At 70.8% G+C, this 20950-nt stretch carries 24 protein-coding genes and 1 pseudogene; 7 read left to right on the forward strand and 18 right to left on the reverse strand.

Annotated elements, in window-relative coordinates; translation table 11 throughout:
* Positions 1-2 precede the first annotated feature (2 nt).
* The 7 genes and pseudogenes from L3i22_RS50940 to L3i22_RS50970 all read right to left on the reverse strand — a co-directional run bounded on the left by L3i22_RS50940 (position 3) and on the right by L3i22_RS50970 (position 4706).
* Positions 3-323, reverse strand: a complete 321-nt coding sequence (locus L3i22_RS50940; protein WP_221324568.1) for a DUF2516 family protein — start codon at positions 321-323, stop codon at positions 3-5.
* Positions 324-383: 60 nt separating this feature from the next.
* On the reverse strand, positions 384-860 hold the full coding sequence (locus L3i22_RS50945) for a hypothetical protein (RefSeq protein WP_221324569.1): 477 nt from the start codon (positions 858-860) through the stop codon (positions 384-386).
* A gap of 127 nt (positions 861-987) precedes the next feature.
* Positions 988-1330, reverse strand: a pseudogene (locus tag L3i22_RS50950) (helix-turn-helix domain-containing protein); the annotation flags it as partial.
* Positions 1331-1425: 95 nt separating this feature from the next.
* The gene (locus tag L3i22_RS50955; RefSeq protein WP_221324570.1) at positions 1426-2337 is read right to left on the reverse strand and encodes an asparaginase; all 912 of its coding nucleotides are present in this window, start codon (positions 2335-2337) and stop codon (positions 1426-1428) included.
* The gene (locus tag L3i22_RS50960) at positions 2334-3167 is read right to left on the reverse strand and encodes a 3-keto-5-aminohexanoate cleavage protein (protein WP_370644324.1); all 834 of its coding nucleotides are present in this window, start codon (positions 3165-3167) and stop codon (positions 2334-2336) included. Before L3i22_RS50960 ends, L3i22_RS50955 begins: the two co-directional genes overlap by 4 nt.
* A gap of 82 nt (positions 3168-3249) precedes the next feature.
* Positions 3250-4302: a folate-binding protein gene (locus tag L3i22_RS50965; RefSeq protein ID WP_221324572.1), complete on the reverse strand. Its 1053-nt coding sequence runs from the start codon at positions 4300-4302 to the stop codon at positions 3250-3252.
* Entirely contained in the window at positions 4284-4706 is a 423-nt protein-coding gene (locus tag L3i22_RS50970; RefSeq protein WP_221324573.1) for a Fur family transcriptional regulator, read from the reverse strand. The genes L3i22_RS50965 and L3i22_RS50970 overlap by 19 nt, the downstream gene beginning before the upstream one ends.
* A gap of 31 nt (positions 4707-4737) precedes the next feature.
* Here L3i22_RS50970 and L3i22_RS50975 point away from each other — a divergent pair, with 31 nt between their 5' ends.
* On the forward strand, positions 4738-5472 hold the full coding sequence (locus tag L3i22_RS50975) for an aminotransferase class IV (protein WP_221324574.1): 735 nt from the start codon (positions 4738-4740) through the stop codon (positions 5470-5472).
* A gap of 27 nt (positions 5473-5499) precedes the next feature.
* Here the strand turns inward: L3i22_RS50975 and L3i22_RS50980 are convergent, their stop codons facing one another.
* A complete protein-coding gene (locus tag L3i22_RS50980) occupies positions 5500-6057 on the reverse strand; it encodes an FABP family protein (RefSeq protein WP_221330563.1) in 558 nt (185 codons plus the stop codon).
* Positions 6058-6095: 38 nt separating this feature from the next.
* Positions 6096-6200 carry a small membrane protein MtfM gene (gene mtfM, locus L3i22_RS54535; RefSeq protein ID WP_275408060.1) on the reverse strand — a complete coding sequence of 35 codons (105 nt, stop codon included), beginning with the start codon at positions 6198-6200 and terminating at the stop codon, positions 6096-6098.
* 14 nt (positions 6201-6214) lie between these two features.
* On the opposite strand from mtfM, the gene L3i22_RS50985 reads away from it, so the two are divergent.
* Positions 6215-6589, forward strand: a complete 375-nt coding sequence (locus L3i22_RS50985; RefSeq protein ID WP_221324575.1) for a DsrE family protein — start codon at positions 6215-6217, stop codon at positions 6587-6589.
* Here the strand turns inward: L3i22_RS50985 and L3i22_RS50990 are convergent.
* The 3 genes from L3i22_RS50990 to L3i22_RS51000 are packed head-to-tail and all read right to left on the reverse strand — an operon-like array spanning position 6583 to position 9821.
* Complete coding sequence (locus L3i22_RS50990) at positions 6583-7473, reverse strand: hypothetical protein (protein ID WP_255657753.1); 891 nt, start codon at positions 7471-7473, stop codon at positions 6583-6585. The genes L3i22_RS50985 and L3i22_RS50990 overlap by 7 nt on opposite strands.
* 24 nt (positions 7474-7497) lie before the next feature.
* The gene (locus L3i22_RS50995) at positions 7498-7917 is read right to left on the reverse strand and encodes an NUDIX domain-containing protein (protein ID WP_221324576.1); all 420 of its coding nucleotides are present in this window, start codon (positions 7915-7917) and stop codon (positions 7498-7500) included.
* Entirely contained in the window at positions 7914-9821 is a 1908-nt protein-coding gene (locus L3i22_RS51000; protein ID WP_255658801.1) for an ATP-dependent DNA helicase, read from the reverse strand. Before L3i22_RS51000 ends, L3i22_RS50995 begins: the two co-directional genes overlap by 4 nt.
* A gap of 154 nt (positions 9822-9975) precedes the next feature.
* Between L3i22_RS51000 and L3i22_RS51005 the strand changes: the two genes are divergently transcribed.
* A complete protein-coding gene (locus L3i22_RS51005) occupies positions 9976-10482 on the forward strand; it encodes a DUF402 domain-containing protein (protein ID WP_221324578.1) in 507 nt (168 codons plus the stop codon).
* Here the strand turns inward: L3i22_RS51005 and sigJ are convergent.
* The gene (gene sigJ, locus L3i22_RS51010; protein WP_221324579.1) at positions 10462-11352 is read right to left on the reverse strand and encodes an RNA polymerase sigma factor SigJ; all 891 of its coding nucleotides are present in this window, start codon (positions 11350-11352) and stop codon (positions 10462-10464) included. The genes L3i22_RS51005 and sigJ overlap by 21 nt on opposite strands.
* A gap of 78 nt (positions 11353-11430) precedes the next feature.
* Here sigJ and L3i22_RS51015 point away from each other — a divergent pair, with 78 nt between their 5' ends.
* From L3i22_RS51015 to L3i22_RS51025, 3 genes are all read left to right on the forward strand, one after another.
* Positions 11431-12345: a hypothetical protein gene (locus L3i22_RS51015; RefSeq protein WP_255657754.1), complete on the forward strand. Its 915-nt coding sequence runs from the start codon at positions 11431-11433 to the stop codon at positions 12343-12345.
* Positions 12346-12412: 67 nt separating this feature from the next.
* Positions 12413-13039, forward strand: a complete 627-nt coding sequence (locus L3i22_RS51020) for a DUF47 domain-containing protein (protein ID WP_221324580.1) — start codon at positions 12413-12415, stop codon at positions 13037-13039.
* A gap of 2 nt (positions 13040-13041) precedes the next feature.
* Positions 13042-14049 (forward strand): inorganic phosphate transporter, encoded by a 1008-nt coding sequence (locus L3i22_RS51025; RefSeq protein WP_221324581.1) that lies wholly within the window; start codon positions 13042-13044, stop codon positions 14047-14049.
* Between the two features lie 621 nt (positions 14050-14670).
* On the opposite strand, the gene L3i22_RS51030 is transcribed toward L3i22_RS51025, so the two are convergent.
* Positions 14671-15651: a Gfo/Idh/MocA family protein gene (locus tag L3i22_RS51030; RefSeq protein WP_221324582.1), complete on the reverse strand. Its 981-nt coding sequence runs from the start codon at positions 15649-15651 to the stop codon at positions 14671-14673.
* 89 nt (positions 15652-15740) lie between these two features.
* On the opposite strand from L3i22_RS51030, the gene L3i22_RS51035 reads away from it, so the two are divergent.
* On the forward strand, positions 15741-16511 hold the full coding sequence (locus tag L3i22_RS51035) for an NUDIX domain-containing protein (RefSeq protein WP_221330565.1): 771 nt from the start codon (positions 15741-15743) through the stop codon (positions 16509-16511).
* A 245-nt stretch (positions 16512-16756) separates the two neighbouring features.
* On the opposite strand, the gene pstB is transcribed toward L3i22_RS51035, so the two are convergent.
* Genes pstB through pstS form a run of 4 tightly spaced genes read right to left on the reverse strand, consistent with a single transcriptional unit; the run spans position 16757 to position 20843 of the window.
* Positions 16757-17533, reverse strand: coding sequence for a phosphate ABC transporter ATP-binding protein PstB (gene pstB, locus L3i22_RS51040; RefSeq protein ID WP_221324583.1), 777 nt, complete (start codon positions 17531-17533; stop codon positions 16757-16759).
* A 13-nt stretch (positions 17534-17546) separates the two neighbouring features.
* Positions 17547-18596, reverse strand: coding sequence for a phosphate ABC transporter permease PstA (gene pstA, locus L3i22_RS51045; protein WP_370644585.1), 1050 nt, complete (start codon positions 18594-18596; stop codon positions 17547-17549).
* A 32-nt stretch (positions 18597-18628) separates the two neighbouring features.
* Positions 18629-19699, reverse strand: coding sequence for a phosphate ABC transporter permease subunit PstC (gene pstC, locus L3i22_RS51050; protein ID WP_221324585.1), 1071 nt, complete (start codon positions 19697-19699; stop codon positions 18629-18631).
* Positions 19700-19742: 43 nt separating this feature from the next.
* Positions 19743-20843, reverse strand: coding sequence for a phosphate ABC transporter substrate-binding protein PstS (pstS, locus tag L3i22_RS51055; protein WP_221324586.1), 1101 nt, complete (start codon positions 20841-20843; stop codon positions 19743-19745).
* Positions 20844-20950 lie beyond the last annotated feature (107 nt).

Below are 20950 nucleotides of genomic sequence, written 5' to 3' on the forward strand. Positions count from 1 at the left end.
GATCACCAGAAGCCCTTGCCGTCGGCGATGTCCTTGAGGCCGGGCCGGACGTCGAGCAGGTACACCAGCGCCGCGGCGATGCCGATCATGCCGAACAGGCCGATGCCGAGCGCACCGCGACCCAGGTACGTGAAGAGGATGCAGACGCCGAGGATCGCCGCCCAGGCGCCTTTCGGCAGCGTGCCGAGGGCCTGGAAGGCCGGGCCACGCTGAGTCAGGCAGTGCACGAACGCCACCGTCTCCAGGATCAGGGCGGCGATCATGATCAGGTTCTGGACGTAGTACTGGACGTCGTCGATGAAGATCGGCGCGGAGAGAACCATGCCGGGAATTCTATGCCGCGGGCCCCGGCGTTGCCGGGGCCCGCGGATCATGTCGAACTGTTACTCGGCCGACTTCGGCGCGGTGGCCGGCTTGACCCGCTTGCGCGGCTTCGGCGTGGCCTCGGCGGACTCGACCGCCTGGGCCTCCTCGATCGCGGCCTCGACGGCCTTCGGCGCCTCGGTGGCCTCGATGTCGGCGTTCACCACATCGGCGGACTCGACGATGCCGGTGCCGACGACCTTCTCGCCACGGGCGACGAGGGCGGTGTACGCCGCCACCGCGCGCTCCTGGGCGACCTGCGCGAACGCGGTGGCCGCGGTGGTGGCGTTGCTGCGGATCGCGTCGAAGTCCGTGGTGGCGGCCTTCTTCTGCAGCTCGCCGGCCTGCACGTTGGCGGTGCGCAGCGAGGCGACGGCGCGGTCGCTCAGCTCGGTGAGCACGGCCGGCAGCTTGCGCAGCTGCTGGTAGGCGAGGTCACCGGCGCCGGCCGCGGCGTACAGCGGGGTCGGGATCTTGGTCTTGGTCTGCTCGGTCATTTCGTCTCCTCGGCGATCGGGGTGGTCCGGGGTGCGCCGTTCTCCTGGGCGAGCACGGCCTGTTTCAACAGCTCTTCCTCTTCCGAGGGGTCTGTCATGGGTGCGGGCTCGTCGGGAACCGGCGCGTTCCGAGCGTTCTCGTTACGGAACGTCTCGTAGATCTGCGACAGGGACTGCTTCTGCGCGATCGTGAGCTCCGGGTCGACCGCGATGGCCGCCAGCACACCCTGCTGGCCCTCGCCATCGAGCAGTCCGGCCCGCAAATACATCGCGGGCGTCGACACACGCAAGGCGCTGGCGATCTGCTGCAGCACCTCGGCGCTCGGCTTACGCAGGCCACGCTCGATCTGGCTGAGGTAGGGGTTGCTCACCCCCGCCTTGTCGGCAAGCTGCCGCAACGAGATCTTCGCGGTCTGCCTCAGGTCGCGGATGAAGGTTCCGATGTCCTGCGGCAGGTCCTTGTTGGCCATGACCCAAAGTTAGCCCGGAGTGCTAGCTCCTGCAAGCAAAGTGCTAGCAGGAGCTAGCGTGAAGCGCGTCACCCGGAGAGAACTCAGGGTCACCCCTAGAAGATCGCGCGCACCTCGCCGACCACGCGCCCGCCACCGAGCACCGGCTCGTCCAGCACCGGTGGCGTGACCCCCAGCCGGCGCAGCGCCGCCAACAGCACCGGGACCCGCGCCCGGGCCGCGCCGTCGGAGATCTTCAGGGCGATCCCGGCGACACCCGGCACGGCCGCCGCGACCACGCCGTCCGCACCGCGCTTGACCAGCAGGCCCGGCACCGCCCGCATCAGGATGGTGTCCGCCGACCCGGTGCCGGCGACCAGCTCCGGGCGCGCCCGCATCGCGTCGGCCACCCGCCGCTCGGGCGTGCCCGGCGCGGCGTCGACCAGCCGCAGGAATGCCCGGGCCAGCGCGGTCGGCGAGATCGCCAGCACCGGGGCGCCGCAACCGTCCACCCCGGCCGCGGCGATCGGCTCACCGGCCAGCTCGCTGACCGCGTCGGCCAGCGCCACCTGCAGCGGGTGCTTCGGGTCCAGGTACGACTCCAGGTCCCACCCGTTCGCCACACACGTCGCGAGCATCCCGGCGTGCTTGCCGGAACAGTTCATCAGAATCGGCTCGGCCGCACCGCCGGCCCGCAGGTGCGCCTCCCGGACGGCGTCGCTGAGTGGCAGGTCGGCGGGGCAGCGCAGCGCCTCCGGACCGAGCCCGGCCGCGGCCAGCATGGCGGTGACCCGCTCGACGTGGAACGGCTCGCCGTCGTGGCTGGCGCTGATCAGGGCGAGGTCGGCCGCCTCGCGCGGCACGAGTCCGCTGCGCAGCATGCCGACCGTCTGCAACGGCTTGTTCGACGAGCGGGGGAAGAACGGGCTCGCGCCGTCCCCGACGCCGGTCCCGTCACTGAACGCGACGACCCCGTGGTGCACGCTCTCCACAAACCCGGAGCGAACCACTTCCGCCACCACGGTCATCGGGCCGGCACCCCGAGCAGCTCACGGGCCTGGGCCGGGGTCAGCGGCGGGCGCTGGGCCAGCTGCGCGAAGCCGACCGCGCGGGCCACCAGCTGCATGTTCGACTCGACGGGGCGACCCTTCGCGTACGTCACGGTGTCCTCCATCCCGACCCGCAGGTGACCGCCGGCCGACAGCGACGCCAGGATCACCGGGATCGTGCTGCGCCCGATGCCGGTCGCCGAGAACGTGGTACCCGCCGGCAGGTCCCGGATCACCTGCTCGCACGCGACGAGCGCGGCCGCGGTGCCGGGCATCCCGCCGGGCACGCCCATCACCAGGTCCAGGTGCACGTGCCCGCCGAACGGCAGCCCGTGCCGGCTGAGCAGCCGCTGCAGGGTGGTGAGCTGGCCCAGGTCGAAGATCTCGTACTCCGGGACGACGCTCTTGTCCTGCATCCGGGTGTGCAGGTCGACGATGAAGTCCCAGCGGTTCATGAAGACGTCGTCGCCGAAGTTGACCGTCCCCATCGTGCAGGAGGCCATCTCCGGGCCGGCGTCCAGCACGGCCAGCCGGTCGTTCTCCGGATCGGTCACCGCGCCGCCCGAGGAGAGCTGAACGATCAGCCCGGTCGACTCGCGCAACGCCGTCACCGTGGCCCGCAGCCGCCCCTGGTCGAGGGTCGGGCGGGCATCCGCGTCCCGGATGTGCACGTGGATGATCGAGGCGCCGAGCGCCTCGCACTCCTTCGCGGTCGAAACCAGCTCGTCCAGGGTCACTGGCAGAGCCGGCACGTCCGCCTTGCTGCTCTCCGCGCCGGTCGGGGCGACGGTGATCAAGGTCCCGGTCATGCCGGTCATCCTGCCACCGCGCCCGCGGCGCAGAAAACCGAAACCGCTTTCGACGTACGGCGTGAAGCCCCGCCCGCCCTCGTCAGGCGTCGATCGCCGCCGCCGACTCCCCCACGATCAGGCGCGCGTCGTCGGCCACGTTCCGCTTCAGCACGGCCAGCGCGACCACCCCCAGCTCGTGATGCCGCACCCCGGTCCCGATGAACCCGACCGCCCGCCCGTCCAGCTCCACCGGAGTCCCGTGCACCGGCGGGTGATCGGTGGCGATCCCGTCCAGGTGCAGCAGCACCAGCCGGCGCGGCGGCCGGCCGAGGTGGTGCACCCGGGCGATCGTCTCCTGCCCGCGGTAGCAGCCCTTGTCCAGGTGCACGGCGGCCGCCTGGAAGTCCGCCTCGGCGGGGATGGTCTTGTGGTCGGTCTCGTGACCGAGGCGCGGGGTGCGGGCGGCGACACGGATCGCCTCATAGGCCCACAGGCCGGCCCGGGGGACGCCCAGCTTCTCGATCACGGACGTCTTCGCGTGCCGCGGGATCAGCAGGTCGACCCCGAGCGGGACCCGACGGGCCAGGCCGCCCTCGAACGCCCGTACCGAATAGAGCGCCGTGGCCTCGGGTGGCACGGACCCGGCGGCGAACTTCGGACCCGGCACCGCGCCCACCCGGGGTTTCGCCAGGTCGGGGAAGAGGTCGGCGGCGCCCGGCCCGACCAGCGACAGCACCGCGATCTCGGACGTCGCGTCGCGCGGCTCCACCTTGGTGAAGAAGCGCATCATCGTCAGGTACTTCAGCAGGCCGGCACCGGCGCCCGGCTCGGTGTCGAGCCACGCCGTCGTGCCGTCCTCGGTGACGAAGGCGTGCTGCTCCACGTGCCCGTGCGGGGAGAGGACCAGCAGCTCACTGCCCTGATTCGCGGTGAGGTCGGAGAGGTGCTGGGTGGTCAGCGTGTGCAGCCAGCTCGCGCGCTCCTCGCCCGGCACCGCGAGCACGTCCCGGTTCGACCGGTCGACCAGGCCGACCGCGGTCTCCAGGAGGCGCTGCTCCTTCATCGGGTCGCCGAAATGCGCCGGCACCCCCGCGTCAGCCGAACCCGGGTCGAGATCATCGACCATCACCACGGTCACGCCGACTCCTTGCATTTGCCACAGACACCGAAAAGGGAGACGTGCCCCACGTCGACCCGGAAATCCCGTTCCTCGAGCAGCCGGTCGCAGACCGGGAGCAGCACCGCCGGGTCCATCTCCTCGATCGACCCGCAGGAACGGCACACCAGGTGCACGTGCTGATGATCGCCGGCCGCGTGGTAGGTCGGCGAGCCGTGCGAGAGGTGGGTGTGATTGACCAGGCCGAGCTCTTCCAGCAGCTCCAGCGTCCGGTACACCGTGGTGATGTTCACCCCGGCGACCCGCTCCCGGACCGCGTTGTGCACCGTTTCGGGGGTCGCGTGGCCGAGCTCGTGCACCGCTTCGAGGATCAGCTGACGCTGCGGGGTGAGCCGCAGGCCGCGCTCCCGGAGCATGGCGGCAAGTGAAGTGGCGGGCACCCCACGAGCATAGTTCGCTAGTTTCAAGTTGATGAACGAGCAGATCCTGGTGGACCCGGCCGACCTCCTCGGCGACGGGGTGTTCGAGACCCTGCACCTGCGCCCGTCCGGCCCGTGGCTCCTGGCCGAGCACCTGGAGCGCCTGGCCCGATCCGCCGCCCTGCTCGACCTGCCCGCACCACCCACACCCGAGTTGTCGGCCTTTGCCGGACAAGTCGGTGCGATGAGAATCATCTACACCCGGAACCTGCTGCACACCGGCGTCTCCGAGATCCCCGCGTCGGTGCTGCGGGAACGCCGGGACGGGATCCGGGTGCTCAGCGCCGACCTCGGGGTCACCGCGGGGCACCGCCCGCCGTGGTCGCTGTCCGCCGCCAAGTCACTGTCCTACGCGAGCAACTTCGCGGCCCGGCGCTGGGCGGCGCGGCAGCACGCCGACGACGTGGTCTGGCTCTCCACCGAGGGGTACGCGCTGGAGGGCCCCACCTCGTCGATCGTCTGGCTGACCGGCGACGAGCTGGCCACGGTCCCGTGGGAGCGGGCCGGGATCCTGCCCGGGATCACCGCGGCCCACCTGCTGTCGGTGGCGCCGTCGGTGGGCCTGCGGCCGGTCCAGCGCATGATCACACTGCCGGAGCTGGCCGCGGCCGACACGATCTGGCTGTCGTCGTCCCTGCGCGGGCTGGCCGAGGTGGTGTCGCTGGACGGGGTGCGGCGGGCCCGGTCGCCGTGGACGCCCCGGTTGCTGGAGCTCCTCGGCTTCTGACGACCCGCCACCCCGTCGCCCTCGCGGTCAGCCGCCGATACGCAGCAGCCGCGCCGACATGTGCGGCGTCAGATCACTGTTGTCGATCGAGATCTCGTGCGCGTAGAGCAGCGCCCCCTCGACCACGCCGAACAGCCGGTGCCCGCCGGTCACGTGCAGCCCGGACGGCGTGTACGCCACCGCGTCGGTGCCCATCTCCAGCCGCGTGCTGGCGGCCTTCCCCAGGTACAGCTCGGCGACGCCGTCCGGCCGGATCATCGTGGCTTCCATCTCGTCGCCGGGCTGCCCGTCCTTCAGCACCGGACGCCAGAAGCCGGACTCGGTCAGCGCCTGCCCGAGCGACTTCGACTCGTCGTCGAGCAGCCAGGCCCGCGACTCGAAGCGCAGGAAGTCCCGCCCGTCGTGGCTGATCCGGATCTCCTGGGCGAAGTTGTAGTCCTCCTCCGCCGGGAAGCCGCCCTGCCCGCGACCGCGCCACAGGCCGACGAACGGCAGCAGCCCGAGCAGCGAGTGGTGCAGGTCCGGACCGACCCGCAGGTCGTGGGTGTCCTCGTAGGGGTAGGCGTCGACCGGCGGGGCGTTCATCCACGGCGGCGGGCCCAGTGGGTTCTCCGTCTCGCTGCTCACCAACGCCCCCTCGAAATACGCATCGCCAAATAGCCGAAACCGCCCGCCAGCGCGCCCATCCCGGCGACCAGCAGGCTCACGAACCCGATCTCTGTAACCATGACCGGCCCATCTTATGCTGGCCGCTATGGCACGTTTGCTGGTCGTCAAGGCCACCGCGGGCGCGGACGCCCCAGAACGCTGCAACCAGGCCTTCAACGTCGCGACGACCGCCGCCACGGCCGGGGTCGACGTGTCGTTCTGGCTGACCGGCGAGTCCACCTGGTTCGCCCTGCCCGGCCGCGCCGCCGAGTTCGAGCTCCCGCACGCCGCGCCGCTGCCCGACCTGATCGAAGTCCTGCTCGAGGCGGGCCGGATCACCGCGTGCACGCAGTGCGCGGCTCGGCGGAACATCGGCCCGGACGACATCCTGCCGGGCATCCGGATCGCCGGCGCCGCCGTCTTCGTCGAGGAGATCATGACCGAGGGCGCGCAGGCCCTCGTCTACTGACCGCAGGCGGTGGTCACGCTGACCTGCAGGTTCTCGCCGCTGTCGGCAACGACAAAAGATTCAGAGCCGATTCGGTACGCCCAGCCGCCCGCCCCGGCCCACACCGGCGTCACCCCGGCCGGCACTCCCCGCGGCCCGTCCCCGCTCGCCCCGGCGGTCGCCTCCCAGGTCGCCGCCGATCCGCCCGCGGCACACGCCACCACCTGCGCCGACACCGCCGCGCCGGCCGGCCCGCCGAGCGCCCGCACCGTCCCGGTCAGGGTCGCCGGCGCCGGACCCGCGGCCGGATCGCTCCCGAGGTCGGCCGGGCCCGGCCGGCAGCCGGTCGACGCCGACAACGTCAGCACCTGGTCGTCGGCCTTCGCGTCGGCGTCGATCGCGATGAAGTCGCCGGCATCCGCGAACAACGACAGCGTCGTGCCGACCCGCGCGGCCACCACGCCGGCCCGGTAGCTCTCCGGCAGGATCCCGGCGACCCGCCCGAGCGCGGCCCGGGCCAGGCCCTGCGGCACGTAGAGGAACACGTCACGGCTCACGTCCACGCCCTCCCGGACGGGCGTCAGCGGGCAGCTGGCGGTCCGGATCGCGCCCAGCCGCACCGCCCACGGCAGGCCGTCGGCGGGCACGCCGTCGGCGCCCTCGTTCCTGGACGGCACACCCGCGCGCGTGGCCGCGTCCAGCAGCACCCCGGCCGCCGTCCGCAGCGCCGGCATGGCCTGCCTGACGTCGCGCTGCTCGGGCACGGTCGCCGGGTCGTTGCGGATCGACCACCAGGACAGCAGCGCCAGCACCACGATCCAACCGGCGACGACCGCGCCGATCCACCGGCGCCGGCGCTTCCGCGCAGCCCCGGCGACCTCGAACCCCATCCCCGGCCCCGTCACGGCAGCCATGGTGACACGAGTGGCCTACGAGCCGGTGATGGCCGCCTGGTACTCCGGCGAGCTGAGGAACCGGGCGATCACCTCGGCGCTGCCCGGGGTGAACGGCCGGTCCAGCACCTCGGCGGCCGGGACGAACAGCATCGCGGCACCCTCGCCGAGCACCACGTCCGCCTGCGTGGCGGTGGTGCGGCCGACGAAGTAGTGCTTGACCCGCCCCTCGGCCGGCAGCTCCTGCCGCTCGAACAACCGCAGCGGCCCGTCGGCCCGCAGGCTCGTCTCCTCCAGCAGCTCCCGCGCGGCCGCCTCGATCGGGGTCTCCCCCGGCTCGACCGACCCGCCGGGCAGCCCCCAGACGTTCGGGTAGTAGGGCGCCCGGTCGTCGCGCAGCTGCAGCAGCAGCGACCCGCCGGGGGCGACCAGGAACGTGCACGAGATCAGTCTCATGAGCCGGCCAGCCGGGTCAGCGCACCCATCGCGACCTCGGAGCGGGTCGTGTACCAGAACGGGGGCAGCGAGTTCCGCAGGAACGCCCCGTAGCCCCGGGCCGTCTCCAGCCGGGAGTCGAGCACCGCCACCACGCCCTTGTCGCCGGTCGACCGGATCAGCCGGCCGACGCCCTGCGCCAGGCGGATCGCCGCGATCGGCACGCTCACCGACACGAAGCCGGAGCCCGGCCGGGCCGCGTCGGCGGCGGCCGAGCGGGCCGCGGCGAGCGGCTCGTCCGGCCGCGGGAACGGCAGCCGGTCGATGACCACCAGCTGGCACGCGTCGCCGGGCACGTCCACGCCCTGCCAGAGCGACATCACGCCGAACAGGCAGCTGTTCTTGTCCTCCCGGAACTTGCGGACCAGGATCGGCAGCGTCTCGTCGCCCTGGAGCAGGATCGGCAGGTCGGTCCGGGCGCGCAGCAGCTCGGCGGCCTGGGTGGCCGCCTTGCGCGAGGAGAAGAGCCCGAGGGTGCGCCCGCCGAGCGCCTGCACCAGCTTGAGCAGTTCCTCCCCGGCGGCGTCGGGCAGACCGGACGCCATCGGCCGGGGCAGGTGCGCGGCCACGTACAGAATGCCCTGTTTGGGGTAATCGAACGGGGAGCCGACGTCGAGCGACGTCCAGCCGTCACCGGAGGCCGGAGCATCCCCCTGGGTCGCCGCCACCGGCAGGCCCAGCGACCGGGCGACGGTGTCGAAGCGGCCGCCCAGGGTCAGCGTCGCCGAGGCGGCCACCACCGTCCGGTCCTCGTAGAGCGCCTGGGCGAGCGTGCCGTGCACGGAGAGCGGCGCGACGACGAGTGCCCGGCGGCCGGCGCCGATCTCGGACTTCTCCACCCAGGCGACGTCGAAGTCGTCCTCCTCGAGCAACCGCTGGGCGGTCGTCGACAGTTCGTCCAGGACCGCCTTGGCCTGCTGTTTCCGGACCGGATCGGGGTCGTCGCTCTTGACCTCGCCGATCCCGGTGAGCCCGGCCCGGGTCGCCGTCTCCAGCAGCGCGACCGCCTGGCGCAGCCCGTCGGGCAGCCCGTCGGTGATCCGCCCGGCCGGCACGTCGGCGAGGCCGATGGTGAGCGCGTCGGCGGCCTCGGCCAGCGCCTCGGAGGCGGCCGGCGGGATCAGCGTGCGGGAGCGCCGGCCGGCCCGCTCGATCGCCTCCGGCGTGAGCTCGGCCTGGGAGGCCGAGGAGACCCGCTCGGCGAGCTCGTGCGCCTCGTCGACGACGAGCAGCTTGTGCGGCGGGATGATGTGCCGCTCGGAGAGCATGTCGACGGCGAGCAGACTGTGGTTGGTGACCACGATGTCGGCCTCGCGGGCCCGCACCCGGGACGCCTCGGCGAAGCACTCCTGGCCGTAGGGGCAGCGCGCCGCGCCGACGCAGTCCCGCGCCGGCATCGAGACCGAGCGCCAGGCCGTCTCGTCGACGCCCGGGTCGAGCTCGTCGCGGTCACCGGTCTGGGTCTTGTCGGCCCACTTCCGGATCCGGACGACCTGCTTGCCGATCCGGCCCGCCTCGCCCAGCCACTGGCCGGCCTTGGGCGCGGGCGCGTCGTCGAAGAGCGTGTCGGTGGGCGCCTCCTCGTCGACGTGCTCCAGCTTGGCCATGCAGAGGTAGTGGTGCCGGCCCTTGAGCACGGCGAACGTCGGCTTGCGCCCGAGCACCGGCTCGACCGCCGTGGCCAGCCGGGGCAGGTCGTGCTCGACCAGCTGGTTCTGCAGGGCGAGGGTGGCCGTGGAGACCACCACCGGGCCCTCGACGAGCAACGCGGGGGTGAGATATCCCAGGCTCTTCCCGGTGCCCGTGCCGGCCTGCACGAGCAGGTGCTCACGATCCCGGATGGCCTTCTCGATCGCGGCGACCATGGCCTGCTGACCTGGGCGCGCGGAGCCCCCGGGGACGGCGCCGACCGCGGCGGCGAGGAGTTGTTCGGCGGACGCCTTCTTCTTGGTAGCTGCGGGCACGCAGGAACCGTACCCGGCACCACCGACATATCCGGGTCACCGTTAGGGTGCACCCATGCCGAGCGAGATGGTCCGGGTCATCTACACCAAGTACGACGGCTCCGCCCATCGTGACTATCCGGCCCGCCGCCTGGCCGAGGACGACCTGGGCATCTGGGTCGGCGTGACGCACGGCACGGCCTCGGTCTACCACGGCCGGCCGTCCGTCGAGCAGATCCCGTTCGTCCTGCTCGTCCCGCATCACGCGTGGTGGACCGGGATGTTCAACCCGCCGCCGCGGACCAGTGAGGTCTACTGCGACATCACCACCCCGGCGCGCTGGGAGGGTGACACGGTCCACATCATCGACCTGGACCTGGACGTGGTCCGGCGGCGTGAGACCGGCCTGGTCGAGCTGCGCGACGAGGACGAGTTCGAGGAGCACCGGGCGTTGTTCGGCTACCCGGAGGACCTGGTCGTCGAGGCGAACGCGGCCGCTGCGCTGCTGATGGGCCGGCTCGGTGACGGCACCGAGCCGTTCGCCACGCACTACCGCAAGCACCTATCCGAGGTCACCCAGTAGGACCTTCGCCGGGTTCTGCTGCACGAAGAGCCCGGTGATCCGCCCGTCCTCGACGGCCGCGGTGAGCACCACAAGCAGCCGGGAGCCGTCCCCCCGGACGCCGCGCAGCAGCATCCCGGCGTCGCCCTCGATCAGCACCGGCTCGACCCGCATGTCGCGCACGTCGTCCAGCCGGCGGCTGAGCAGGCCGTGGAAGAAGCGGCTCACCTTGTCCGAGCCGAAGATCGGGCGCAACGCCGCGCGCACCACGCCGCCGCCGTCGCTGATCGCGACAACGTCAGGGGCCAGAACCGAGGCGAGCGTACGGACGTCGCCGCTCTGCGCCGCGATCAGGAAGGCGTTCAGCACCCGCCGCTGCTCAGCCGGCCCCGCCGAGTGCCGGATCCCACCGTCGGCCGCCGCCCTGCGTCCCCGCGACGCGTGCTGCCGAGCCGCCGCCGGCGTCGTGTCGAGCACCGTCGCCACCTCCTCGAACGGCACGCCGAACGCGTCGTGCAGGACGAACGCGACCCGCTGCTCCGGGGTGAGCCGCTCCAGCACCACCAGCAGCGCGATGCTGACCTGGTCGGCCCGCTCGGCGAGGACGGCCGGGTCGGCATCCGGGTCGACGGCGAAGGCCGGCAGCCACTCGCCCGGGTAGGACGTACGGCGGACCCGTGCGGAGTTGAGCTGGTCCAGGCAGATCCGGCCGGTGACGGTGGTGAGCCAACCCCGTACGTCGCGAATCTGAGTTTGATCCTGCGGCGCGAAGCGCAGCCAGGCTTCCTGGACCGCGTCCTCGGCCTCGGCCCGGTTGCCGAGCATGCGGAAGGCGACAGCCGTCAGGTACGGCCGGTGGACCTCGAACTCGCTCGGGGAAGGCGACGGCATGACGCAATTCTGCGCGGGATGCCGAGGGTCGGGTATCACCTGTGCCACAGTATAAAAGGTATTTTTAGGCTAAATAGGGTGGTGCACGTGCAGGACATGGCAACTCTCGCCGGCAGCCTGGCCGGACTCGCCGGCGCGGGCGGGGCCATGTCGATCGCCCTCGCCCGCCGGCCCCGCGGCTGCCTCGCCGGCGGACACGCGCTGATCACGGACCGGTTCGACGACCCGCTGCCGGCGGTGCTGCGGCTCGGACTGGGCGGCATGACCGTGCGGGTCGTCCCCGGGCCGCACGGCGAGCTGTTCCTCGGCCCCGGCGCCCCGCGGCCCGGCCGGACCCTGCGGCGCCTCGTGCTGGCGCCGCTCTTCACCCGCGCGCAGAGCAGCGCCGGGCGGCTCTGGCCGGACCAGCGCACGCCGTTCCAACTGGCCGTCGAGTTCGCCGGGCCGAACCGGGACACCGAGTCGCTGCTGCGCGCCTACCGGATGCTGGACCAGCAGCTGCGCGACCACGCGCCGCTGCTCAGCCACTGCGCCGGCGGCGAGATGACGCCGGGCGTGGTGACCGTGACGGTGACCGGCATCGTGGACGCCCGGGACCTGCTCGCCGCCCAGCCGGTGCGGTACGCGTTCGCCGACGGCACCCTCGACGACCTGGACTCCCGATCCGCCCCGGCGGAGCTGGCACCGGTGCTCAGCGAGCCGTGGACACACCGGTTCGGCTGGGACGGGCGGGAGCCGATCGCCGCCGAGGAGCGGCATCTGCTGCACGCGCTGGTGCGGGCGGCGCACCAGGACGGCCGTACGGTCCGGATCAGCGGACTGCCGGACGGCGCCAAGCGGGCCCGGGCCGCGGTCTGGTCCGAGCTGCTGGCCGCCGGCGTGGACGTGATCGCCGACACTGACCTGCACGGGCTCGCGCGCTTCCTGCGCAGCTCTGGCCAGGCCGAACGTGCGGCATCCCGGACACGATTCAGCACCGTGACGGAAGGGTGAACCACGGGGGACCGATATCATGCGGGTCGGAGATCAAACGAATAGCCCGTCGATCGAGGTCCGCGCCGTGAAGTTCTCATTCCGTCCCGTCGAGGGTATTTTCTACGACCTCTTCAGCAAGGCCTCGTACAACCTGGTCAAGGGGACCGAGCTGCTCAATGAGCTGGCCCTGCCGGGGGTGGACGTGCAGTCGGTCAGTGAACGGCTGAGCGACGTCGAGCACGACAGCGACGCGATCACGCACGAGCTGTACAAGAAGATCAACTCGACGTTCATCACCCCGTTCGACCGGGCCGACATCTACTCGCTCGGCTCCCAGCTGGACGACGTCATGGACCACCTCGAGGCGGTCGGCAACCTGCTCTACCTGTACGGGCTGACCGAGCTGCCGTCGCTGCCCCGGGAGATGCACGAGCTGATCACCGTGCTCGACCAGCAGGCGAAGATCACCGCGGACGCGATGCCCCGGCTGCGGTCGATGAAGAATCTCGAAGAGTATTGGATCGAGATCAACCGCCTGGAGAACGACGGTGACCGCGCCTACCGGATGCTGCTGGTCCGGCTCTTCTCCGGAGAGTACGACGCGCTCACCGTGCTGAAGATGAAGGAGGTCGCCGACGAGCTGGAGGCGGCCTGCGACGCGTTCGAGCACGTGGCCAACACGGTCGAGACCATCGCGGTCAAGGAGTCCTGAGGTTGTCCCCGGAACTCGTCGCCGTCCTGGCGGTGATCGTCGCCGCCATGGTGTTCGACTACACCAACGGCTTCCACGACGCGGCGAACGCGATCGCGACCAGCATCAGCACCCGTGCCCTGACCCCGCGAGTGGCCCTGGCGATGGCCGCGGTCGGCAACTTCATCGGCGCCCACCTCGGCACCAAGGTCGCCCAGACCGTCGGTGAGGGCCTGGTCCACCTGCCGGTCGGCATCCCCAGCCTCGGCATCGTCTTCGCCGGCGTGCTCGGCGCGATCGTGTGGAACCTGATCACCTGGTACTTCGGGCTCCCGTCCAGCTCGTCGCACGCGCTGTTCGGCGGCCTGGTCGGCGCCACCCTGTTCGCCGGCATCGGGACCGTCCAGTGGGCGACGATCATCCAGAAGGTCCTGATCCCGATGATCCTGTCGCCGGTCGTCGGCCTGATCCTCGGCTTCATCGCGATGGTCGCCATCATGTGGATCTTCCGGCGGGGGCACCCCGGCCGGCTGAACCGCGGCTTCCGCAACGCACAGACCGTCTCGGCCGCCCTGATGGCCGTCGGCCACGGCACCCAGGACGCCGCGAAGACGATGGGCATCGTGGTCCTGGCCCTGTACAGCGGCGGCTACCAGAGCGACACCACGCACATCCCGCAGTGGGTCTACTGGGCGTCCGCGACGATGCTGGCGATCGGCACGTACACCGGCGGCTGGCGCATCATCCGCACCCTGGGCCGCAAGATCATCGACCTGGGGCCGGCCGAGGGGTTCGCCGCGGAGACCGTCGCCAGCACGGTCCTGTACTTCAACGCCTGGGTCCTGCACGCCCCGATCTCGACCACCCACACGATCACCTCGGCGATCATGGGCGTGGGCGCGACGAAGCGACTGAGCGCGGTCCGCTGGAACGTCGCCGGCAACATCGTGATCGCCTGGGTGACCACGTTCCCCGCGGCCGCCCTGATCGCCTGCGTCCTCTACTTCGTAGTCCGCCCGCTCTTCGCCTGACTCGGTTCTTCACCTGACCGCCGCCTGGTCTCGGCCCGGCACTCGCGGTCCTGGCCGGCCGTGCGGGCCGCCCCCACGTGCTCACGGTCCTGGCCAGCCCTGAGCGCTGCCCCGCGTGCCCACGGCCCAGGCCGGCCCTGAGTGGCTGTCCCCGCGTGCCCACGGTCCAGGCCGGCCTTGAGCGTGCTCGCGGCCCGGGCCGGCCGTGAGGGGCTGTCCCCCGCCTGCTCGAACAGCCCTGAGCGCCGCGCGCTGTGCCTCTGGGGCACGCCAGCTGTGCCCCTGGCCCGCACCATAGGTGGAAAAGCGCCCGGCCCCGTAAAGAGCAGGTCCCGCCCTCCCTGAGGGGGGCCACCGCCTCTGACGTAATTGTCGCGTGATTCGCCAAGATCGTGTCCGGGGCCTGTGGATGGCCCGGCAGTGTGGATAACTCCCACGGGTTCGGATCTTGGGGTAGAGCCCAACCACCCTCGGACATCGCCCTGGAGGGCCTCGCGTTTTGGGCGCCCCGGCGCCCTGCGAGGCCCGGAAGGGTCCCCGCGGGAGCGACGATCAGTTATCGGCCGCAGCCGAGGCAAAAAAGATCTTGAACTTCGATGAGAATCGCCTGCCGGGCCCGCGCTACTCGTAGAAGACGCCGATCTGTTCGCGAATCGAGTCGAGGAGGTTCATGACCTCCAGGGTGGTGGTCTGGGAGACCAGCGGGCTCTCCAGCTCCCCCGCGGCCAGGCAGCGCTGCACCTCGGCCGCCTCGAACTGGTAGCCGCTGCCCGGGAAGTCGAACTCGAAGGTCTCCGGCGCCTTGTCCGGGCGGTTCAGGGTGAACGAGCGCGGCACCATGAAGCCCGGCGGGATCTCGATCCGGCCGTCGGTGCCGGTGATCGTCGCCGCGTTCCGGCTGTTGCCGTTGATGCTGCAGGTCAGCGCGCCGATCGCGCCGGACTGCCAGCCGAGCAGGATGCCGGTGTGCTCGTCGACGCGTTCCGGGGTGAGGTGCGCCCAGGCCTGGACCGAGCTGGGCAGGCCGAGGAACAGGTGCGCCAGGTGGATCGGGTAGACGCCGAGGTCGAGCAGGGCGCCGCCGCCGAGCTCGCGGGCGCGCAGGCGGTGCTCGGCGCCGAACGGGCCCTGCAGGCCGAAGTCGGCGTGGATCGCGCTGACCCAGCCGATCGCGCCCTCGTCGACCAGTTCGGCGGCCTTGCGGATGGCCGGGTTGCAGCGCATCCACATCGCCTCCATCAGGAAGACGCCGCGCTCGCGGGCGGCCTCGACCAGCTGGGCGGCGGACGGCAGATCCAGCGTGATCGGCTTCTCGACCAGCACGGACTTGCCGGCCTCGATGCACAGCAGCGCGCCGGCGTGGTGGTAGGCGTGCGGGGTGGCGATGTAGACGACGTCCACGGCGTCGTCGGCGGCCAGCGCGGCGTAGGAGCCGTGCGCGCGGGCGAATCCGTGCTTCGCGGCGAAGGCGTCGGCGGTCGCCTGGTCGCGCGAGCCGACCGCGGCCAGTTCCGCGCCCGGCACCAGGGGCAGGTCGGCGGCGAAGGTGTCGGCGATCCCGCCGAGCCCGAGGATTCCCCAGCGAACGTTCTGTCCGGTCATGATCGATACCGTATCTCCGGAGGAAAGCGTCTGTCCGGGAGCCATCGGAGACGGCCGGATGGTGGCAGGATCGGGCGGTGACCGAGCCGATGCCACTTCCACCCGCGATGATCAAGAGGGCGCGGGAGTTCACCGGGCCGCCCGCGCCGGCCCGCCCGGCCGCCACGGTGGTCCTGCTGCGGCCTTCCGGACAAAGCTTCCAGGTGTACGTGCTCCGCCGCATGACGTCGATGGCGTTCGGCGGCGTGTACGCGTTCCCCGGTGGCGCCGTTGACCCGTCGGACCGTCCGGAGACGCTGCGCGACGACTGGGCGGCCCGCCTCGGCGTGCCGGAGGAGCAGGCCCGGGCCGTGGTCGGCGCGGCCGCGCGGGAGCTGTTCGAGGAGGCCGGCGTGGTGCTGGCCGGGGCGGCCGCCGAGCCGGACCGGACGGTCGCCGACGCGGACGACCCCACCTGGGAGTCGGACCGGGCGGCGGTGCTGCGGCGCGAGCTGACGATGGCCGAGCTGCTCGATCGGCGGGGGCTGCGGCTGCGCGACGACCTGCTGCTGCCGTGGGCCCGGTGGATCACCCCGGAGTTCGAGCCGAAACGGTTCGACACCTGGTTCTTCGCGGCGCTGCTGCCGGAGTCGCAGGCGGCCCGCGACGTCTCCGGCGAGGCCGACCGGACGGCCTGGATCGACCCGCTGGACTCGGCGGACCTGCCGATGCTGCCGCCCACCCGGCACACCCTGAACCAGATCGCGGCCGGCGGCACGATCCCCGGCGTGGTGGCCGCTTCGGCGCACCGGGACGCGGCCAACCCGGTGATGCCCCGGGTCGAGATCGGCCCGGACGGCACCGCCACGCTGTCGCTCTAGGCGGTTGTCCACAGCAGTGGGCTGTCCACAGGCAGATCCCGTGATCTTGCGTTTTGGCTGGATAATGGGCGGTGGGCGGCCTGCCCCCGGTTGGGGTGGGGACCGCCCACAGGAACCAGCACGCATTTCGCCCGTCGTTGCCGAGAGTGCCGAAAAACGACCAGCGAAGCGCAGTTGTTTTTCGGCACTCTCGGCAACGGCTCAAAGGGGCGAAATGCCCGCCGAGCGAAGCGAGGCCATCGAGCTCAGCCGAAGCGGCCGGTGATGTAGTCCTCGGTCTTCTTCTGCGACGGGTTGCTGAAGATCTTCTGCGTGTCGTCGTACTCGATGAGACGGCCGGGGTCGCCGGTCTTGTCGATGGAGAAGAAGCCGGTCTTGTCGCTGACCCGGGCGGCCTGCTGCATGTTGTGCGTGACGATGATGATCGTGAAGCGGTCCTTCAGCTTGAACATCAGGTCCTCGATCGCCAGCGTCGAGATCGGGTCGAGCGCGGAGCACGGCTCGTCCATCAGCACGACCTGGGGCTCGACCGCGATCGTGCGGGCGATGCAGAGACGCTGCTGCTGACCGCCGGAGAGGCCGGCGCCCGGCCGGTCCAGGCGGTCCTTGACCTCGTCCCACAGGTTCGCGGAACGCAGCGACTTCTCGGCGGCGTCGTCGAGGATCGCCTTCTTCTTGACGCCGTTGAGCTTGAGGCCGGCGACCGCGTTCTCGTAGATCGACATCGTCGGGAACGGGTTCGGGCGCTGGAAGACCATGCCGATCATGCGACGGACGGCCGTGATGTCCACGTCCGGGTCGTAGATGTTCTGGTCGTCGATGGTCAGGCGACCCTCGATCCGCGCGTTCGGCAGGACCTCGTGCATGCGGTTGATCGACCGGAGGAAGGTCGACTTGCCGCAGCCGGACGGGCCGATCAGGGCGGTGATCGTCTTCGGCTCGACGGTCATCGAGACGTTGTCGATCGCCTTGAAGGAGCCGTAGTAGGAGGAGACGTTGCTCGCTTCGATGCGCTTGGCCATAGGAGGTCCTTCTTTACCGGGTCAACTTGTTGCGACGGGCGAGCAACTTGGCGGCGATGGTCAGGATGAGCACGAGCGCCACCAGGGTGAGCGCGGCCGTCCAGGCCCGGGCCGGGGCGTACTTCGAGGCGTCGGCCGCCTGCTGGTACACGTAGAGCGCCAGGGAGGCCTGACCGCCGCTGAACGGGTCGAAGTTGATCCGCGCGAGACCACCCGCGACCAGCAGCACCGGAGCCGTCTCGCCGGCCGCACGGGCGATGGCGAGCATGACGCCGGTGACGATGCCGGGCGCCGCGGTGGGCAGGACGACGCTGACGATCGTCTTCCACTGCGGAACGCCGAGCGCGAACGCACCCTCCCGGAGCGGCCCCGGCACCAGGCGCAGCATCTCCTCGGTGGAGCGCACGATGGTCGGCAGCATCAGCACGGTCAGCGCGAGCGAGGCCGCGAAGCCCGAGTACTCCGGGTTGCCGTTGTTGAACCACTTGCTGACGATCAGGACCCAGAAGGAGAGGACGAACAGGCCGGCGACGATCGACGGGATACCGGTCATGACGTCGACGAAGAACCGGATCACGCCGGCGAACTTGCCCTTGCCGTACTCGGTCAGGTAGATCGCGCCGAGCACGCCGAGCGGCACTGCGATCAGGGTGGCGATGCCGACCTGCTCCAGGGTGCCGATGATGGCGTGGTAGGCGCCACCGTTCGCGTCGCGGGCGCCGATGTTCGCCATCGAGCTGCCGAAGAAGTCGCCGTCGAGCCGGCTGGTGCCCTTGGAGATCAGGGTCCAGACGACCGAGGCGAGCGGCAGCACGGCCAGCAGGCAGGCGGTGTAGATGGCCGTCTGCCACATCCGGTTACGGGCGGCGCGCTTGCCCTCCACCCGACCGGCGGCGAAGTTCAGGCCGACCAGGTAGAGCACGCCGGCCAGGACGATCACCAGCACCCAGTTGCCGATGCCGGTGGAGAGCACCACGACGGCCGAGACCACGATCGCGGCGACCGCGACGAGCAGGTTCTGGACCAGCGGGAACTTCTTGCTGCGGATGTTGTCCGGCGTCATGACGACGTCCGGCATCTCCCGATCGAGAAGGCTCATGCTGCACTGTCCCGGAACTCGCGGCGGCGGTAGATGATCGCCCGCGCCGTCATGTTGACGATCAGCGTGATCGCGAACAGGACCAGACCGGACGCGATCAGCGCGCCACGACCGGTGTCGTTCGCCTCGTTGAAGGAGTTGGCGATGTTCGCCGCGATCGAGTTGCCGCCGGTCTGGATCACGTTGAACGAGATCTCCCACGTGATGCCCAGGGTCAGCGCCAGCGCGATGGTCTCGCCGAGCGCGCGGCCCAGGCCGAGCATGACCGCGGCGATGACACCGGGCTTGCCGTACGGCAGCACCGAGATGCGGATCATCTCCCACTTGGTCGCGCCGAGAGCCAGCGCGGCCTCCTCGTTCATCGCCGGGGTCTGCTGGAAGACCTCACGCGAGAGGGAGGTGACGATCGGGAGCACCATGATCGCCAGGACCAGACCACCGAGCAGCAGCGACTGGCCGAACGGGCCCTCGCCGCCGAAGATCGGGATCCAGCCGAAGTAGTGGTTCAGCCAGACCGAGAAGTCCCGGACCGGCTCCTGGAACAGGTCGCGGCCCCAGAGGCCGAAGACGACGCTGGGCACCGCGGCGAGCAGGTCGATCACGAAGCCCAGCGGGGTGGCCAGGCGCTTCGGGGCGTAGTGCGACAGGAACAGGGCGATCCCGATCGCGATCGGCACCGCGACGACCAGCGCGATGATCGACGAGAGGACCGTGCCGAGCGCCAGCACCGCGATACCGAAGGCCGGCACCGTCTCGTTCGGGCTCCAGCGGTTGAACGTCAGGAAGTTCTCATGGTCGGCCCGGATGGCCGGCACTGCCTTCGAGATCAGGAAGATGGCGATCGCGACGATGATGACCAGCACCATCGCGCCTGAAGCGGTGGAGATGCCGCGGAATCCGGTCTCCATCGAGAACCTGGACTTCTTCGGCAGGGCACCGCCCCCGCCAATCGGGGGCTCTTCGTGACTGCTCGGGGATACACCAGAGCCGGCGCCCCGAGCGTGACGGGGAGCCACGTTCAGGTCGCCGGCGGTGTAGTTCTCCGAGCGGGAGGGGTTGTCACCCATCTACGCGCTCGCTGTCGTCTCGGAGGGATTCAGAACCGGTGGTTCAGGAAATCTTGGCGACCGAGGCGGCAACCTTGGCGCGAACCGTCTCCGGCAGCGGCGCGTAGCCCAGGTCCTTCAGCTTCGACTGGCCCTCGGCGGAGGACGTGTACTTCAGGAAGCCCTGGATGGCCTTGCCCTTGGCGGCGTCGGCGTACTTGGTGCAGACGATCTCGTAGGTCGCCAGGACGATCGGGTAGGCACCCGCGGTCTTGGTGTTGTAGTCGATGTCCAGCTTCAGGTCGTCGCCGGTGCCCTTGACGGTCGCACCCTCGATGGTCTTGCCGGCCGACTCGGGGGTCAGCTCGACGAACTCACCGGCACCGTTCTTCACCTTGGCCGTCTGCAGGCTGCTGTTCTCCGCGAAGGACAGCTCGACGTAGGAGATGGTGTTCGGGGTGCCCTTGATCTTGGCGGCGATGCCGTCCGACTTGTTGGCACCGGTGCCGCCCTTGGTGGCCGGCCACGCCTTGGCGTTGCCGAACGTCCAGTCGGCCTCGGCGGTCTTGCTCAGGTACTTGGTGAAGTTGTCGGTGGTGCCGGACTCGTCGGCACGGTGGACAGCCTCGATGGTGGCGTCCGGAAGCTTCGCGCCGGCGTTCTCGGCGGCGATGGCCGGGTCGCTCCACTTGGTGATGGTGCCGGCGAAGATCTTCGCCAGGGTGGACGACGAGAACTGCAGGCCGTCAGCGCCCTGGACGTTGTAGACCACCGCGATCGGGCCGGTGACCATCGGGAGGTTGAGGGCCGGCGAGGCGCACTTGGCGTCAGCCGTCGGCTGCTCGGTGTCCTTCAGCGCGGAGTCGGAGCCGGCGAAGTCGGCGAGGCCCGAGGTGAAGGCCTTCACGCCGGCGCCGGAGCCGTTCGGGTTGTAGTCGATCTTGGCGTCGGCACAGGAGGCCGTGTACGCCTTGATCCACTCGTCCATCGCGTTCTTCTGAGCGCTGGAACCCTGAGCCGAGATGGTGCCACCAACACAGGTACCCGCGGACGGGGCGGCGGCGCCGGCCTCCGGCTCCTTGGTGTTGTCGGAGCCGCACGCGGTGAGTGCGATCGTCGCAGTCAGAGCAATGCCGGCAATCAGACCGGACCGCTGGAACTTCACGGTTGTTGTCCCCTTCAGGTTCAGTGCAACCGGTCGCTCACCGGCTCGGTGAGAAAACTAAGAGTGCCAAGTGACCGCTGAGCCGGGCCCAAATGAACTAGGGGTGA

This window comes from Actinoplanes sp. L3-i22 (genome assembly GCF_019704555.1).
Taxonomy (GTDB): Bacteria; Actinomycetota; Actinomycetes; order Mycobacteriales; family Micromonosporaceae; genus Actinoplanes.